The organism is Paenibacillus pinihumi DSM 23905 = JCM 16419, from assembly GCF_000422505.1.
In the GTDB taxonomy this organism is placed as follows: domain Bacteria; phylum Bacillota; class Bacilli; order Paenibacillales; family Paenibacillaceae; genus Paenibacillus_D; species Paenibacillus_D pinihumi.
This window is the reverse complement of record NZ_AULX01000019.1, coordinates 88,259-104,107: the sequence shown is the minus strand read 5'-3', so window position 1 is coordinate 104,107 and position 15,849 is coordinate 88,259. Positions and strand designations below refer to the sequence as shown.

The window sequence follows — 15,849 nt, the reverse complement described above, 5'->3', positions numbered from 1 at the left end:
ATACTGGCAGGTGGTTTTGAATTAGTCTATTTCTTTTAATCTATACAGCGAAGAAGCTGCCAACCAGTACGGTGTATGCCGTATTTGTCGGTTTAGGCACAATGGGGACAGTCATGAATGAAATGACATTTTTTGATGAGCCGTTTCGTTGGAGCAAGATTGGACTTATCGTCGTTCTTATAATAGGCATCTTGGGTCTTAAAATGGTAACGGATGAAGCCGAAATTTCCCCATCCAGAACGGAGCTAATTTATTTGTTTTCATCTGTATTACTAGAAATTATCCATCATAGCATCCATGATCATACTATTATGGATATAAAATTAACATTGTAGTTCTCAAAAGTAAAGCTCACCTTATGAATAGTTTCTGCTACGCTTTTTTGAAGCACATAGTAAAGCACCAATTTCAGTTTTGCTCAAAACACTGTGGCTGGAGCGGGGAGAATTGACCGCTTGGGGACGGCTTTCATTCCCCGTAAAAAAATAGAGTTCACAAGCCTGCCGCTTGTAAACTCTATTTTTTCGTTGATGCAAAATATCTAACATAACCTTCGGGAAATATTTCAGTATCCCATATCCTTTAATATTTTGGATAACGTACGCAGACGTTCGCCGATCAGTTCATCGTCATCGCTCAAAGCTTGGCTGAACAGCTTTATGTCTTCATTAATTTTCTCATTGTCCGTACATATCTCTACCGTCATGGCATCGCCTTGCAGGCCAATCCGGTCAATGGCTGGTTGTTCCGGGTCATATAAATGCTCATACCGGTAGGCTTCGCGAAAATGAGCCAGAGACCGGCAAATTAGAACAGACAAATCAAGCACGCGATGGAGAGGCAGTTCTTCCGATTGCCTGGACCATTTTTCACCTGTATATCTCCATACCTTGGCCGAAATATCAATCTTTCCTCTATCGTTCCATTGAGCCAATCCCAGGGAAAGACCTTTCGCATCCGTGTTCATGGCTAATCGGCCGTCAACCTTCTCATAATTTTCCACAACGACAACCGGCTTATGCTTTAACGTCGTAGGTATTTTCATCTTTCCCCTTCTTTCCTCTTTCCAATTTACTAGTTCACTAAACGTCGGTTTCATCTTATCTTGGATTTCATCGTTAGTCAATCCCGCGGCTGCGAAGCAAACCATGGTTTTGGCAACTCGAGTGCCCCGACATTTAAATATTGTTACAAATGATGAAAACCCGCCAATTTTCAGATTGGCGGGTTGCTTTATTCTAACCTTTTTACTGTATATTATATTCTCTGTCTTTGTTGACTATAATACTCGACCATTCTCTGCTTTTCTGCTTTTATCAATGACAAGAGGAAGCAGCAGAATCGCACCGGCAATAATCAAAACGCCGCTCGCGGCATACACCGAAAGCAAGGAGAACGATTCCTTCAGGTAGCCGGTAATGAACATCCCCGTTACCATCATCCCCATAAACACTGGCATGATGGCCCCGGATACCCGGCCAATAAAAGAACCTTCTGTATTCCGTACAATTAGCGTCTGAATTCCCCCTTGAATACAAGGGTAAACCAAACCGCTAAGTACTAAAAGAACGATTGTCAGCCAAATCATCGATGACGCCCCGATTCCAATTGTACAGACAGAAGTAACAAGCAAACCGATGAAGAGCAATACCTGTGGCTTCACTTTCTTGGCGATCCCCATAATGACAGCTCCGCCTGCCAGCATTGCTGCACCATTGGCCATAACGAGCCACTGAAGGAATTGTTTGTCCTGTCCCAATTTCTCGATGACAAGGAATATCTGCAGCGGTTGAGTCAGTCCTGATGCCAATCCGACAGCCGCGAAAGTCACGCTTAGTGTCCTCAAGGATTTGTTGGACCCGATATATTTCAGCCCTGCGGTCAATTCCTTCATAAAGCCTCCTGCATTGCCGGACCTCTCTTCTGCTCCGTCACGCGGAAGTGACAACAGAATAAGCGAGGAACCCAGGAACATAACTGCCGTGAGAATCAGGGAGACGTGAATTCCAAACTTAATGAAAATAAATGTACCGATAACCGGACCCAAAACCGTAAAGACAGCAACAACCGTTTGGGACATTGCCATAACACCCTGAAGCTGTTCAGCCGGCACATGACGCTTATATAGTTTCATGGCCGAAGGCTGAGAAAATTGAGACAAACTCGCAGAAATAAACGAACCGACAAGAAGTGGAATCCACCCCCCGTTCATAACGGCCACCAGCACAGCAACAACGGACAAGGAAGAAAGCAGATCACTCCATACCATCGTCCGCTTTGGCCGCCACCTGTCGGCAAAGGTGCCGCCAATCAGGCCGAACAGAAAGATGGGCGCGAATTCCGCTACCGAAATCAAAGAAACATATACCGGATTATTATTCGTTAATTCGGTAACAAAAAGAAGGACAGAATAATTTCGGATCCAAATTCCCAATTGCAGCAGCACCCGGGAAAGAATAATAGTTCGTACATAACGATTGGCAAACATACTAATACCCCATATCCACTAAAATTTGTGATAACGACCTCAGGCGTTCGGCAATCAGCTCATCGTCGTCGCTCAGAGCCCGGCTGAACTGTTTGATATCGTCATTAATGCTTTCATTATCCGTGCAGATTCCCACCCTCCTATTTACTAATTTACTTTTTTACTAAATTACTAATTTACTAAATAACTGCTTTATATTAACTTGGATTTTTTCGTTCGTCAAGCCGTTTTTTCTTTCCGTTTTTTTACAGCTGTTTTTTGACTGCTTGTCAGGTAACTAAATCGTGCAGCCCAAGCCGACAGCGAATATTGAGCAGAATCGAACGCAAAAAAAGAAGCAGGCAAAGCTGCTTTTTAAGGGAATTGATATTTCGCCCTATCCTGTGCAAAATATCAAAAAGGATAATCGTTCCATAAATCATAATTTCAGAAGCCATCATCTCAAACTCTACCTTTAATCCTCTTTGCTTGATATCGACTACTATTAATTATTTTCAAGAAGTAACTTGCCTGTCTGACTAATAATAAGGTCATTTACTGTTGAACTTGATATTTATATATGTATGCGATATATTACATATTAGTAAACGGGACGTATTATGTCATGCTTGTGATAGAACCGTCATTTTCTGATATCTCAAAGCTTGAAGGGAGCTGCTAATATGCCAGACCAGAACAATGAACAGGACCTGCGAATTCGAAGCAAGGTCATCAGTGAAGGAGTCAACCGGGTTCCGAACCGGGCGATGCTGCGGGCTGTAGGCTTTACCGACGAAAGTTTCAAGAAGCCGATGATCGGCGTGGCAAGCACCTGGAGTGAAGTTACACCGTGCAATATTCATATCAATAATCTCGCGGTTCAAGTTAAAAATGGCGCACAGTCCAATGACGGCTCACCTCTAATTTTCAATACTATTACCGTGTCTGATGGCATTGCCATGGGTCATGAAGGGATGCGTTTCTCCCTGCCGAGCAGGGAGATTATTGCCGATTCCATTGAAACTGTCGCCAATGCGGAACGATTCGACGGACTTGTCGCCATTGGCGGCTGTGACAAAAATACGCCCGCATGCCTGATGGCTATTGGCAGACTGAATATCCCTTCTGTCTATGTGTATGGGGGTACGATTCAACCTGGCAAGTTGGATGGCCGCGATCTTAATATCGTTTCCGCTTTTGAGGCAGTCGGCCAATATCAGGAAGGTTTGATCGATGAACATGAGCTCCATCAGGTTGAATGTCATGCCTGTCCGGGCGCAGGCGCATGCGGCGGGATGTATACAGCGAATACTATGGCGGCTGCGGCTGAAGCAATGGGCATGACTTTGCCGGGCTCTTCTTCAATTCCGGCTATTTCCCCTGATAAAGCTGTTGAATGCGCCGAAGCCGGCAAGGCGGTCGTCGAACTTCTTCGTCTTGGCATCTATCCGCGTGATATTATGACGTTCAAGGCTTTTGAGAATGCCATAACGGTCGTCATGGCACTTGGCGGTTCTACGAACGCACTGCTCCATTTGACAGCCATTGCCCATTCCGTTCAAGTGAAGCTGACGCTTGATGATTTCGAGCGGATTCGGCTCCGCGTACCGCATATCGCCGACTTGAAGCCGAGCGGGCAGTATTTAATGCAGGATTTAAACGATGTCGGCGGCGTTCCGGGCGTGATGAAGCTGCTGCTCGCACATGGCCTGCTTCATGGAGATTGCATGTCCGTCACAGGCAAGACACTGGCGGAAAATCTGCAACGTATTCCAGATTTGCAAGAAGGGCAGAAAATCATTTATCCGCTGGACAATCCGCTGAAAGCAACCGGCCCGCTTGTCGTCCTTAGAGGCAATCTCGCGCCGGAAGGTGCGGTAGCGAAGATGTCCGGCCTGAGCGTTCACCAATTCTCCGGTCCTGCACGTGTATATGACAGTGAGGAAGAAGCAGCGGAAGCGATCATGAGCAACCAAATTCAGACCGGCGATGTCGTTGTCATTCGCTATGTCGGTCCCAAGGGCGGACCCGGCATGCCCGAGATGCTCTCCGTGACCGCCATGATTTCGGGCAAAGGCCTCGGCGGCAAAGTCGCGCTCATTACAGACGGCCGATTTTCCGGCGGTTCGCACGGTTTTGTTATCGGCCACGTTGCTCCGGAAGCGCAGGACGGCGGACCAATCGCCTTTCTGCAGGAGGGCGACCGGGTAACAATCGACAGCGACACACAGCAAATTACGTTCCATGTATCGCCGGAAGAGATTGATGCACGGCGACGGCACTGGCAGGCTCCCCCACTCAAGGCAACCACAGGCGTACTTCGTAAATATGCCCGTCTTGTCTCATCAGCCTCTACAGGAGCAGTTACGGACGCTTAATATATGCCAGCAATAAGAGCCGCTGCTGCACGGATTCCAGCCGGCACCCGGTATTTCCAAAGACATTAAACCGAAGCTGCTCAATGCAGCCTCGGTTTTTTTGGGATATCAAAACGCTCCTTTCAGTCTTTGCAATCTTCTGTCGTGAACCGATTGATTTGCTTGGCAGAATGCGATATATTAAAATTTAAAATATGAATGCACTATAATTACATTCAAGATGTCAACGAAGAGGATGAATGCTATGCCAATTCCTTCCGATTATCCGACTCCGGCCCGTACAACAGCCAAAGACCGGGCTTTGTCCCAATTGCAGAAGTGGATCATTGAAGGTACGCTGCAACCGGACGAAAAGCTGAATGACGCCGAGATCGCCAATGCTCTGGGTGTCAGCCGGACACCTGTCCGGGAAGCGCTGCAACTGCTCGAAGCGCAAGGTCTTGTGCAGATGTTTCCTGGCAAGGACACTCGGGTAACGACCATTAATAAGCACGAGATCAGCAAACTGTACGAGCCGCTTGAGGCACTCCATGCAGTAGCTGTCAAGTCTGCGGCCAATAACATTCAGCCTGAGCAAATCCGGCAATTGCGTGAGCTGAACCTTTCATTTAGCGAAAGCATTATGGACAAGGATCCCTATCAGGCTCTGAAATATGACGAACAATTTCACGACCTGATTTTGGAAATTGCGGATAACCCCTATATCATTTCTTTCTGCTCATCGCTGCAAATGCATATTCGGCGCTTCAAATTTCTCTTTTTGAATCAGCCTCTTGGTCAGACACAGACAGCTGTCCATGAGCATGAGGAAATTATTCAAGCCTTGGAAGTGCAGGATGCAGAGAAAGCAGCCCGCATCATTAAGCAAAATTTGACCCGGCCGCTGCATGAATTTGAGGGGCAGCTATAAAAAAAACCTCCCCGGTCACGGGATGAAGTCCACTGTCGGCAGTGAACTTTCCCGGCTCAGGGAGGTTTTTTTGAGAATTGAACCGGATAAGGCCCGCCAATGCATGCTTCAGTTTGCATTTTGATGTTTATATGATAATCTGAGCAACAGGAGTCGTTAGAGGAACACTGTGAGGAGTGAAAATGAAATGCAGCCGTTTACAAGCAAAGTCATCCATATCATAAAGGCAATCCCGCCCGGGAAGGTCATGACATACAGCCAGATAGCAGCATGCGCAGGCAGCTCCAGAGCGGCAAGGCAAGTCGTCAGAATACTTCATTCGATGAGCGAAAAGCACGGCCTGCCCTGGCACAGAGTGGTGAATATCCGGGGTGAAATCTCCCTGGCAGATACGGGAGCCACTCAACAACAAAACATGCTGGAAGATGAGGGCATTGAGTTTGTCAAAGATCGTACTGTCGATTTGTCCATCTATCAATATAAAGTAGACGCTATGGATTTTGAATTTAATAGTGAATTTTTTTAAGCCTTATTATTGTTTAATCCCTGATTGCAAAGTAACCACCAGTTCCCCGGCAGATAGTCAGGGACTGGTGGTTTTAGTTTGTCCTATGGCAGACAAAGAAGCTAGAGTTTAATCGTTACAGTCTCCGGCAAGCTGACCTGCCCGGCTCCAATTTGTTTTGCAAACGTGTCAAAGGCTTCAACCAGGCGGGATTTGTGGCTGCTGGACCAGGAAATGTCCGATTCAAGGGAAATTAATTGAATATTCAGGATGCCGTTTTTTCTGTCAAAGAGGGGGTCCATCCTCCCAACCAAGTTCCCGTCCATCAAGATCGGCATCACATATGCCCCATATGTCCGTTTTTCCTTGGGGGTGTAGATCTCCCAGCGGTAATAAAAATCATACACATCCACGATACGCTCCCTGTACCATAGCAGCGAGTCAAGCGGAGAAATAAAATGGATGCCCCTTGGCGTCTCCAGTTCCAGGCAATTCAGAAGCTCAGGCAAATCCTCGGTTAATACCGCATAAGACCGTTTTACGCCTTCGATTTGAATTTCCGTAAAGGTTCCATTATCTACAAACTGTTGATGCAGGCCTCTGCGGACTGCCGCCGGGCATTTGGGCTGCCAGCCGTAGCGGGCGTCGTCGGCACTGAACAAACGGTACGCTCTGGCATACTTTCTGAGCAGGGCATGGCACCTCTCTTCACTGCTTTGCTCCAATTCCTGCTGTTGCAAGGCTAAAGGGATTGCTTCCTCCGTTCTGGCGAAAAACCGCGTTGCTCCGTCACGGCCTACGACTTGAATTTGCCCGGACTGGAACAACAATGTCAGCACATGCGAGGTTTCCTTTGTCTTCTCCTCCCCGGTATGCCACCCTCCACGAACTTTAGTCTCACTGGCAAAAGCATTGGACGGAAGCGGGCCTTCATCGGCCAATTTGGATAAAATATAGCTGGCAGCCGATTCATACCGCTTTAATTCATCCTGCGAACCAGCTCTCATCTGCCCCCTAAGATCCGCAAAAAGCGGATAGTCCTTCATCGGCAGTATGCAAGCAGCTTGTGCGAAATATTCAAAGGCTTGTCCGTTCTTCAATGTATTTTCCAGGTCCGCCGGTGTGAATGCAGGCAGACGCAGACCGGCCACCAGATGGTGGTTGCGTTCTACAGTGGCCACCGGATCAAGCTGGATGGCTTCCAGACATTGCAACAGTTGAACGACGCCCTGCTGCTGCAATTCCGGGTAAATCATGCGGCGCAGCAAAAAATTTCTCGCAGTTTGCTTTGTAATGGTTATCATTCAGACAACTCCCTCCCTTCTTTATTTCTCCAGAACTTTTGTGTCTCTGCACGTGGCGCCATATGTCAGCACTGATTCTGGCATCATCTCTTTGTATCAGAATTGTCGTTTATAGGTATCATATAAAAAAAGTACTGCCAACTCAAGACTTTATCAGAACTTACGTTCTGGAAAATGAGTTCAAGACTGCCATTCCGAACCTGAGATTCAGGTGAGCAATGTATGGAAAGAAGCATATCTGAATCATTCTGACATGTTTCTTGTTAGAATAACTTTGTCACTGACGAGCAGTTCGACCGCATTTTGCGATATCCTCCGGTTCCCCAAGGCACCCAAAGGCATTCATTCGACTGAACGAATCGATTAATTGTCTAGTTAAAATAAAGTTATAGACTGAAAGACTTGATCTAACGGGGTTTATGAGGATTGAAAATCGTCAGACTTCGAAAAATAAGTATTAGACTGACTATAAAAATGAAACAGCGGCGGACCAAGACTTGAAAAATAAAGTCTTAGACTGCCGCTGTATTTGTTCAAATAACGTCTCCCGTTAATTCAACTGAACGTCAATAGCTTGATTGTTGGCCTTACTTCACTACCCCATATGTGTTCCCATCAGGATCCTGAATTGAAAACCCTTGCATTCCGTCGAACTCCTCAATCTCACCAACATCGGCTCCTCGCTGCCGTAGCAGGTTATATGCCGACTCTACATCGTACGTATGAAAGTTATAATACTGTCCTACACCATAATCATTTTTCGGAAACGGTATCTGTTCAATGTTATAGGAACGCACGAGACAAAAAATGATCTTGTTATCATTCATCATAGTCACAGTAGCGTTCGGTTCATCTTTATGCCTGATTTCAAATCCTAACACACGGGTGTACCATTCAGTTGATCGATTCAGGTCGCTGACCGGGACGAAAATACCAACTCCAAAAAATGGGCTTTGACTCATCTTGAAGATTTCCTCCTTAAGTATTAATGTGAACTCGACTTATAAACGACACACTCACTGAAAACCAAACAGAGGGTTTAGTATTTTTTTCTGTAACCATAAATTGATTCCCGTCTGGATCTTCTATTTACACATAATTCTTGACAGACCCATTTTCGCCGCGGCTCTCACCCTACTGCTCCATTCTTTTTTCTTCTTTTCATAGATAATATTCCCTCTTTGTTTAATAAATGAGAATTCAGATGATAAATTAATTTTCTGTTTACTCTAGTATTTTGACCTCTTCTCTATGGAGAAGATACAAACCTTCAAATACCATAAACAATTCATTAGGATATGCAAATTTCCTCTATATTTCTCTTTTATTTTACAATAAATCCAATAAATAAGCACTATACTTTGCCACAAGAGAGCTCGTCTAGATTTAAGCCTTACCCGCCTAAGAAAAACCGTTCGTAGCTAAAAACAAAAAAATAAGGCGCGACGAATTTCTCTTCTTTCGCGGGCCTTGTTTGTCTTCTTTGCGACCAATACTCCAATACAAGTTGCAAGAAAAAAAGCCGCAAACGCGGCTTGAATACTTTGTCACTATAAAATTTTGTTCACTATTCAACCTCGCAAGGTTCTTTCTCTTCCTTTGCAGAACGGCTGTCTTTTCCTCCATAAGCGGTCCAAACCAGCGCGGTAACAGTTACCACCGCAACAAGCTGCGGCCATTTGTTTTTGTTTTTCATCACGTTCATCATCTCCTTTACAGATCAGGTGATTCTCACACCCTTATATTACCCCGTAAAGAAGCTTTTGAATGTGACGGATATCACGGCTTGGGCAGCTGCCCCAGAACGTTCGAATTCTGACATAGTCCTATCTCTTTATTTTTTTTCTAAACGGATCATTACGCGAAATTAAGAAAAAAATTATATTTTTCCTACTTCTTTTTAAACGTTGTTTCTTATTCTGGTATATATCATCCGATCCAACAGGATCACATCCACAACACATAACAGGAGACTACCATGAGAGACAAGAAAATGTACAGCGGACTGGACTGGCTGAAAATCATTGCCGCCCTGCTGGTCGTCGCGAATCACACAGGACCGTTCAGCACTTACAGCAAGGAAGCAGATTTCTTCTTTAGCGGAATGCTTAGCCGTGTTGCCGTGCCGATCTTTTTTATCTCTGCCGGATTTCTATTGTTCCGCAAGTTTACAGAGGATACACAATATAACCGGACGTTATTGCGCAGGTACGCCAAGAAGATTGTGCTTCTCTATGCGTTCGCCATAGCAGCGTTTATCCCCTTGAACCTGTATACAGGCTATTTCACCAAAAAAGTTACCTTTTATTCAATTGTCAGGGATATCTTGTTTGACGGAACCTTCTATCATCTGTGGTTCTTTCCCTCTCTGCTGATCGGGGTTCACATTGTCTATTTCCTTTACAACAAAGTATCCAGACTGATGCTGCTGTTAATTACAGGTACCCTATTTTTGATCGGCCTGTTTGGGGACAGCTATTACGGGCTGGCCGTGCAACTGCCTGGCGTGAAGCAAATGTATGATGGAATGTTCCAATGGTTCGACTATACACGCAACGGTCTGTTCTTCGCCCCGCTGCCGATTGCACTTGGAGCCATCGTTCTTAAAAAGGCAGATACCACCCCGCCCCGTCCTCTGTTCTATGGTGTCATTAGCCTGCTATCTCTGGCGCTTCTAATGGCCGAAGGCAGCTGGCTGCGCGAGGCGGGATACCCGCGCCATGAGAGCATGTATGCTGCCGCGATTCTGGCTAGTTACTTTCTCTGCCGGTGGGCAGTTTCCTGGAAGCTGAAAGATGTGGCGTCATTCAGAAAATGGAGAGTTTGGATCTACCTTGTACATCCGTTAGCGGTTGTACTGGTTCGAGGGGCATCCAAAGCCGCCAATCTGGATCATCTTTTTATTGCAAATACGCTGCTGCACTATCTGGCTGTCTGCCTGCTGTCAATTGTCATGTCCGCTGTCATCGTACGCATTCCCATACTGCGCAAGCTGACCGGATGATGAAACACTGTACCTGCACGCTCCCTGACCGTGAAGGGTCACTTCAGGGGGTTGCAGTATTCTCGAACAGCTGTCAAGGCCGCTTCTATATCCATAAGGCGGCTCCCCTCCTCCGCTCTGAACTTAAGCTCGACCTGCCCTTCGCCTGCCAGCTTGCCGATCACGATACGGACAGGAATACCGATCAGGTCGGCATCCTTGAACTTGATGCCCGGGCGTTCCTCGCGATTATCCAGCAGCACCTCAAGCCCTGCAGCCCGAAGCTGCTTATACAGACTGGATGCTGCCGAAGCCTGGGCTTCATCCTTGTCCGAGATTGTCAGCAGATGTATCTGAAACGGCGCAATAGCCAGCGGCCAGCGAATACCCCCGGTATCATGATGCTGCTCGGCAATTGCCGCCATCAGGCGAGAAATGCCAATCCCATAGCAGCCCATCATTACATCCTGCTGCATGCCCTCCCGGTTGACGAACTGGGCGCCAAGCTTCGCACTATATTTTGTACCCAGCTCAAATACATGCCCGACCTCAATACCGCGGTGGAATTCAAGCCTTCCTTCCGCACAACGCGGACAACCTTCGCCTTCCAGCACATTGACAATATCCCCGGTCAGCTCCACATTGAAATCCCGGCCCGGCTTGACATGACGGAAATGAACATCCTGCTCGCCGCCGCCAGTCACAGCCTCATTCATGACCGCTGCATGCCGGTCGACAATCAGCGGAATTTTCAAGCCGACTGGACCGACAAATCCGCATGGCGCCCCGGTCAGCCGCCGGATGGTCTCTTCATCTGCCAGCTCGAGCTTTGCAGCCTTGCAGAGCTGGCCCAGCTTGATCTCGTTCACCTCATGACCGCCCTGTAACAGCACTGCTAACGGCTCACCATCAGCCATATAAATCAGTGTTTTGATGATATTCTCCGGCTTTAGTCCAAGCCCGCTGCACAGCTCATCGATCGTTCTCATACCAGGAGTAGGGAATCTCTCGATAGGCCGTATCTCTGCAAGAGCATCCAAGGAATCAGCAGCCAACGAATCCGCGACTGGCATAGCCGATTCAGCTCTCTCCAGGTTGGCCGCATAACCACAACTGCTGCAAGCCGCGATGGTATCCTCGCCAATCTCTGACAAAACTATAAATTCATGCGTATCACCTTCTCCGCCAATTGAGCCTGCGTCGGCTTCCACCGCACGGAAATTCAGTCCGCATCGTGTCATAATCCGTTCATAAGCCTGAAACATCTGCACATAGATTACACGAAGGTCTTCCCGGCTTTCGCTAAATGAATACGCATCCTTCATCATGAACTCCCGTCCGCGCAGCAGGCCGAAGCGGGGGCGGCGCTCATCGCGGAATTTGCTCTGAATCTGATACAGCGTGAGCGGGAGCTGCCGGTAGGAGCTGATTTCGCTGCGCACCAGAGCCGTAATAATTTCCTCATGTGTCGGACCGAGTGCAAATTCCCGTCCGTGACGGTCATGGATGCGCATCAACTCCGGTCCATATTCATGATAACGGCCAGACTCCTCCCACAGCTCAGTCGGTTGAAGCACGGGCAGCAGAAGTTCCTGGGCACCCGCCGCATTCAACTCTTCCCGGATAATGGCGCTAATTTTATGCAATACTTTAAGTCCCAGGGGCAAAAACGTATAAATTCCCGCTGCCATTTGGCGGATATATCCGGCACGTAGCAGCAGCTGGTGGCTGGCAGCCTCTGCATCGGAAGGGGCTTCACGCAGTGTAGGCACTAATAATTGATTTTGCAGCACGTTCATTCATCCTCTCTCTTCGCAGTCAGGGGCTAACGTATATTCGTGAAGCTTGCAACTCTTATCCCTGTACCTGTATAAGCTTGGCGGCTATTATGCTCATTCCATCCTTGCAGCAGCCCATGTCCTGCACGGTGGAACAACAAAAAGACGCATCCGTCAGGGACGAATGCGTCGTGGTACCACCCTAATTTGAGCACAGCAAAGCAAGGCTGTACTCCTTCAAGCTTATAACAGGCTCAGCCTGGAAACCGCTACTTGACTAACATCGTTCGCCATTTCTGCTCACAAGGCGGGTGGAATCAGCCTGAACCGAAAAGCCTCGCAGCCTTGGGCCCTCTCTCTGGAACGGCAGTGCCTGATTTCATTCCTTGGTCATCACATTTTACGTTTGAAATTTTTTATAACTTTACAGCATTTCCCACGGACCGTCAAGAACAGATTTTTTCATATCGCCTATAAGCTGCCCGGGTGGACCGGTGGCTAATCTGCCAGCCAGGGCTGCATGACAGGCAACATCTGCCGCAGAAAACCTCTGGTATTAGGCAATTTCACTGCAATTTACCCTTGATGCTCCCGCACCAGCCGCTTCTTCAAATCCCATGCCTCATCGCTCAGATGGACACGGTAAACCTCCGGGTTGAGCTTGCGCAAATATTCCGGCCAGAACAGCTTCTTCTGCTGCTCGTGGTGCCTGCGGATTTGCTCCAGCGACGGCAGCGCGTACACCAGCTCTCCCTCTTCAAAGACCGGCTCCAGCAGCGGCACCGCCTCGTAATTCTCGATTTGCTTTTGGCGATAAGAGTGAAGCGGATCGGTCAGCTTGATCGGCTTGCCGGCAGCAGGCGGTGCCTCACCGGCAAGTGTAATATAATCGGCTTCGGCTTTGCCGGTCTCCGTGTTAATAAGACGGTACACATCCTTGGCTCCAGGATTGGATATCTTCTCCGGATTGCCCGAAATCTTGATGACGGGCTCGTACGCGCCATCCTTCTCTCTGGCAACCAGCTTGTATACGCCCCCGAGCGCTGGCTGGTCGGCAGCCGTAATCAATTGTGTGCCTACGCCCCAAATATCGATGCGTGCCCCTTCCGCCTTCAGATTGAGCATAATATTTTCGTCCAGATCATTGGAAGCTACAATCTTGACCGCAGGGAACCCGGCATCGTCCAGCATCTGTCTGGCCTGCTTGGACAAGTAGGCCAAGTCGCCGCTGTCCAGACGGATTGCACTCAATTCCTTCGACTGCTCCCTCAGCATCCGGGCGATTTTGATCGCTGCCGGAACACCGCTTTTCAGCGTGTCATACGTATCGACCAGGAGCGTCACCCCGTCAGGCAGCGCCTCCGCATAACGGCGGAACGCTTCTTCTTCTGTATCATGGCTCTGCACCCAGGCATGTGCGTGCGTGCCCTTGGCCGGGATGCCGAACAGCATGCCTGCCCGCATATTCGAGGTCGCGTGGAAGCCCGAGATGTAAGCGGCCCGTGCTCCCCATACGGCGGCGTCCGCCTCCTGCGCCCTTCTCGTACCGAACTCCAGCAGCGTATCATTCGGCGCAACCTGCTTGATCCGTGAAGCTTTAGTCGCTATCAGCGTCTGATAATTCATAAAGTTCAGCATGGCGGTTTCCAGCAAATGCGCCTCGAACAGCCTGGCTTCCACCCGGATCAGCGGTTCACCGGGGAAGACGAGTGTCCCTTCCGTCACTGAATCCAGTCTGCCGGTAAACCGGAAGCTGCGCAGCTCTTCAAGGAAGGCATCGGAATACTGCTCCTCCTGCATCCGCAAATACTCGATTTCGGCATCGTCGAACTTCAGATTTTGAATATAATGGACAATCCGCTCCAGTCCCGCAAATACAGCATAGCCGTTGCCGAACGGCAGCTTGCGGAAATAGATTTCAAATACAGACTTGTTGTTATGCGTTCCCTGAATCCAGTGGGCATACATCATATTCAGCTGATATTTATCGGTATGAAGCGTCAAATTCTCGTAATTCATGTTGGGTCCCTCCAAGTCTCTCCTGGCAGCTCATATCTCATCTGCACTGCACTCCGTGCTTTGCAACTTGCATATTCTTTATCTTACCCGTTATTGTTGCCCGCCACCTGCGCCCCCAGCGTATGCTCAAAATGCCCCAGCGCCCATTCATGGCCCGCCTGGTTAAAGCTCGCTGTCGCATCAGCATGAACGGTAATCGCAAACCCTTTGTTGTAAGCATCCACAGCAGTATGCAGCACGCAAATATCCGTACATACGCCGACAAGATGAAGCTCTGTAATGCCTCTTGCCCGCAGCTCCAGCTCAAGGTTCGTCCCGCAAAACGCACTGTATCTCGTTTTGTCCATCCAGACGATCCGTTCCTGTAATTCCTCATAGACATCGCTAAGCTTGCCATACAGATCGCGTCCCTCTGTGCCCCGGATATTATGAGGCGGGAACAGCTTGTGCTCCGGATGATAGACATCGCCCTCATCATGAAGATCGACAGCCATGACGACAAAGTCGCCAGCCCCGGCAAACTGCCTGGTCAGCTCCGCAATCCGCCCCTCAATGGCAATTGCAGGATCACCGCACGGAAGCTTGCCCGTTACAAAATCCACTGTATAATCCACGACAATCAATGCTTTCATATCCTTCATCCTCCCGGTGCAGACATGTCTGCAATATTAGCTGTACAAGGACAACTGGGGCTTATAGCCTGTAAACCGGTAAAGCTGTGCAGCCCGCTGGGAATAGCGATTGGACATTTTGCGCTTGCCGTCCTCATCCAGCACTTCTTCAATAATTCCTTTGCGGCTTTGTGTCGATGTAATTTTCCTCAGAAAGTTCTGATCCGCGAATTCCGGCACAATAGTCTGAATCACCTGATACAGCTCACTGACGGTAAATTCCTCGGGCAAAAATTCCTTGGCAATCGTCGTCGTCAGCATTTTGTGGCGGATATGGGCGAGCGCGTCCTCCAGCACCTGATTATGGTCAAAAGCAAGCTCCATCTTCTGCGCTTCACTAACCGGAAACAGTCTGACATCGGCAGCATCATCGGCCGCCCGCCTGCCTGTAAGCTCTGTCTCATTAACCAGCGCGACGAAGGCGTGAGAGATAATCCAGCCACGCGGGTCGCGGCCCGGCGCACTGTACACATTGCAGTATTCAATATGGACATCGCGCACCCCGGTCTCTTCCTCCAGCTCCCGCCTTGCGCAATCTTCCATCGATTCGGATTCATTGCAGAAGCCGCCCGGGAGCGCCCATTTGCCTTCATAAGGCCAGCGCTTCCGTTCAATCAGCATCACTTGAAGTTCCCGGGCCGGCAGAGCTTTCTTCGCACCTGCCCGTTCTTCAGACGTAATGGTGAAAATAATAATATCTGCCGGTGCCCCGTCAGGCGTACGGTATTTGCCTGCTGAATAATTGGATTCGTTCTCGATTTGTTCGCTCAATCTGTCACCTGCTTCATCCCGGTCAAAAGGGCTTTGAATTTATAATGTCATTTAGATATTATC

The 15,849-nt window shown here is 48.4% G+C and carries 14 protein-coding genes and 1 pseudogene; 5 read left to right on the top strand and 10 right to left on the bottom strand.

Annotated features, from left to right (window positions below; all coding sequences use genetic code 11):
• The first annotated feature begins 20 nt into the window (after window positions 1-20).
• Window positions 21-335 (top strand): DMT family transporter, encoded by a 315-nt coding sequence (locus H583_RS37850; protein WP_081666996.1) that lies wholly within the window; start codon window positions 21-23, stop codon window positions 333-335.
• A 230-nt stretch (window positions 336-565) separates the two neighbouring features.
• Here H583_RS37850 and H583_RS0105470 read toward each other — a convergent pair whose 3' ends face one another.
• The 3 genes and pseudogenes from H583_RS0105470 to H583_RS37480 form a co-directional block, all read right to left on the bottom strand.
• The gene (locus H583_RS0105470) at window positions 566-1,045 is read right to left on the bottom strand and encodes a DUF6530 family protein (protein WP_028559596.1); all 480 of its coding nucleotides are present in this window, start codon (window positions 1,043-1,045) and stop codon (window positions 566-568) included.
• A gap of 234 nt (window positions 1,046-1,279) precedes the next feature.
• Window positions 1,280-2,488, bottom strand: a complete 1,209-nt coding sequence (locus H583_RS0105465) for an MFS transporter (protein WP_028559595.1) — start codon at window positions 2,486-2,488, stop codon at window positions 1,280-1,282.
• A gap of 1 nt (window position 2,489) precedes the next feature.
• Window positions 2,490-2,624: pseudogene (locus tag H583_RS37480) on the bottom strand (DUF6530 family protein); the annotation flags it as partial.
• A gap of 526 nt (window positions 2,625-3,150) precedes the next feature.
• Here H583_RS37480 and ilvD point away from each other — a divergent pair.
• From ilvD to H583_RS0105435, 3 genes are all read left to right on the top strand, one after another.
• On the top strand, window positions 3,151-4,845 hold the full coding sequence (gene ilvD, locus H583_RS0105450) for a dihydroxy-acid dehydratase (RefSeq protein WP_028559594.1): 1,695 nt from the start codon (window positions 3,151-3,153) through the stop codon (window positions 4,843-4,845).
• Between the two features lie 244 nt (window positions 4,846-5,089).
• Window positions 5,090-5,755, top strand: a complete 666-nt coding sequence (locus tag H583_RS0105440) for a GntR family transcriptional regulator (protein WP_028559593.1) — start codon at window positions 5,090-5,092, stop codon at window positions 5,753-5,755.
• Between the two features lie 187 nt (window positions 5,756-5,942).
• Window positions 5,943-6,281: an MGMT family protein gene (locus tag H583_RS0105435; protein WP_028559592.1), complete on the top strand. Its 339-nt coding sequence runs from the start codon at window positions 5,943-5,945 to the stop codon at window positions 6,279-6,281.
• Window positions 6,282-6,382: 101 nt separating this feature from the next.
• On the opposite strand, the gene H583_RS31960 is transcribed toward H583_RS0105435, so the two are convergent.
• The 3 genes from H583_RS31960 to H583_RS37845 all read right to left on the bottom strand — a co-directional run bounded on the left by H583_RS31960 (window position 6,383) and on the right by H583_RS37845 (window position 9,263).
• Window positions 6,383-7,564: a DNA glycosylase AlkZ-like family protein gene (locus tag H583_RS31960; protein ID WP_051236016.1), complete on the bottom strand. Its 1,182-nt coding sequence runs from the start codon at window positions 7,562-7,564 to the stop codon at window positions 6,383-6,385.
• Between the two features lie 587 nt (window positions 7,565-8,151).
• Entirely contained in the window at window positions 8,152-8,526 is a 375-nt protein-coding gene (locus H583_RS0105425) for a VOC family protein (RefSeq protein ID WP_028559591.1), read from the bottom strand.
• 605 nt (window positions 8,527-9,131) lie between these two features.
• On the bottom strand, window positions 9,132-9,263 hold the full coding sequence (locus H583_RS37845) for a hypothetical protein (RefSeq protein WP_281170097.1): 132 nt from the start codon (window positions 9,261-9,263) through the stop codon (window positions 9,132-9,134).
• A gap of 279 nt (window positions 9,264-9,542) precedes the next feature.
• On the opposite strand from H583_RS37845, the gene H583_RS31955 reads away from it, so the two are divergent.
• Window positions 9,543-10,568, top strand: coding sequence for an acyltransferase family protein (locus tag H583_RS31955; RefSeq protein WP_051236014.1), 1,026 nt, complete (start codon window positions 9,543-9,545; stop codon window positions 10,566-10,568).
• Window positions 10,569-10,606: 38 nt separating this feature from the next.
• Here H583_RS31955 and H583_RS0105410 read toward each other — a convergent pair whose 3' ends face one another.
• The 4 genes from H583_RS0105410 to H583_RS0105395 all read right to left on the bottom strand — a co-directional run bounded on the left by H583_RS0105410 (window position 10,607) and on the right by H583_RS0105395 (window position 15,786).
• Window positions 10,607-12,340, bottom strand: a complete 1,734-nt coding sequence (locus H583_RS0105410; RefSeq protein WP_028559590.1) for a proline--tRNA ligase — start codon at window positions 12,338-12,340, stop codon at window positions 10,607-10,609.
• Window positions 12,341-12,901: 561 nt separating this feature from the next.
• Entirely contained in the window at window positions 12,902-14,344 is a 1,443-nt protein-coding gene (locus H583_RS0105405; protein ID WP_028559589.1) for a nicotinate phosphoribosyltransferase, read from the bottom strand.
• 83 nt (window positions 14,345-14,427) lie between these two features.
• A complete protein-coding gene (locus H583_RS0105400; RefSeq protein WP_028559588.1) occupies window positions 14,428-14,976 on the bottom strand; it encodes a cysteine hydrolase family protein in 549 nt (182 codons plus the stop codon).
• Window positions 14,977-15,012: 36 nt separating this feature from the next.
• Entirely contained in the window at window positions 15,013-15,786 is a 774-nt protein-coding gene (locus H583_RS0105395) for an NUDIX hydrolase (RefSeq protein WP_028559587.1), read from the bottom strand.
• Window positions 15,787-15,849 lie beyond the last annotated feature (63 nt).

Coding starts and splice junctions, on each gene's coding strand:
- H583_RS0105470 (WP_028559596.1), bottom strand. CDS start 1,045: ATGAAAATACCTACGACGTTAAAGCATAAGCCGGTTGTCGTTGTGGAA.
- H583_RS0105465 (WP_028559595.1), bottom strand. CDS start 2,488: ATGTTTGCCAATCGTTATGTACGAACTATTATTCTTTCCCGGGTGCTG.
- ilvD (WP_028559594.1), top strand. CDS start 3,151: ATGCCAGACCAGAACAATGAACAGGACCTGCGAATTCGAAGCAAGGTC.
- H583_RS0105440 (WP_028559593.1), top strand. CDS start 5,090: ATGCCAATTCCTTCCGATTATCCGACTCCGGCCCGTACAACAGCCAAA.
- H583_RS0105435 (WP_028559592.1), top strand. CDS start 5,943: ATGCAGCCGTTTACAAGCAAAGTCATCCATATCATAAAGGCAATCCCG.
- H583_RS31960 (WP_051236016.1), bottom strand. CDS start 7,564: ATGATAACCATTACAAAGCAAACTGCGAGAAATTTTTTGCTGCGCCGC.
- H583_RS0105425 (WP_028559591.1), bottom strand. CDS start 8,526: ATGAGTCAAAGCCCATTTTTTGGAGTTGGTATTTTCGTCCCGGTCAGC.
- H583_RS31955 (WP_051236014.1), top strand. CDS start 9,543: ATGAGAGACAAGAAAATGTACAGCGGACTGGACTGGCTGAAAATCATT.
- H583_RS0105405 (WP_028559589.1), bottom strand. CDS start 14,344: ATGAATTACGAGAATTTGACGCTTCATACCGATAAATATCAGCTGAAT.
- H583_RS0105400 (WP_028559588.1), bottom strand. CDS start 14,976: ATGAAAGCATTGATTGTCGTGGATTATACAGTGGATTTTGTAACGGGC.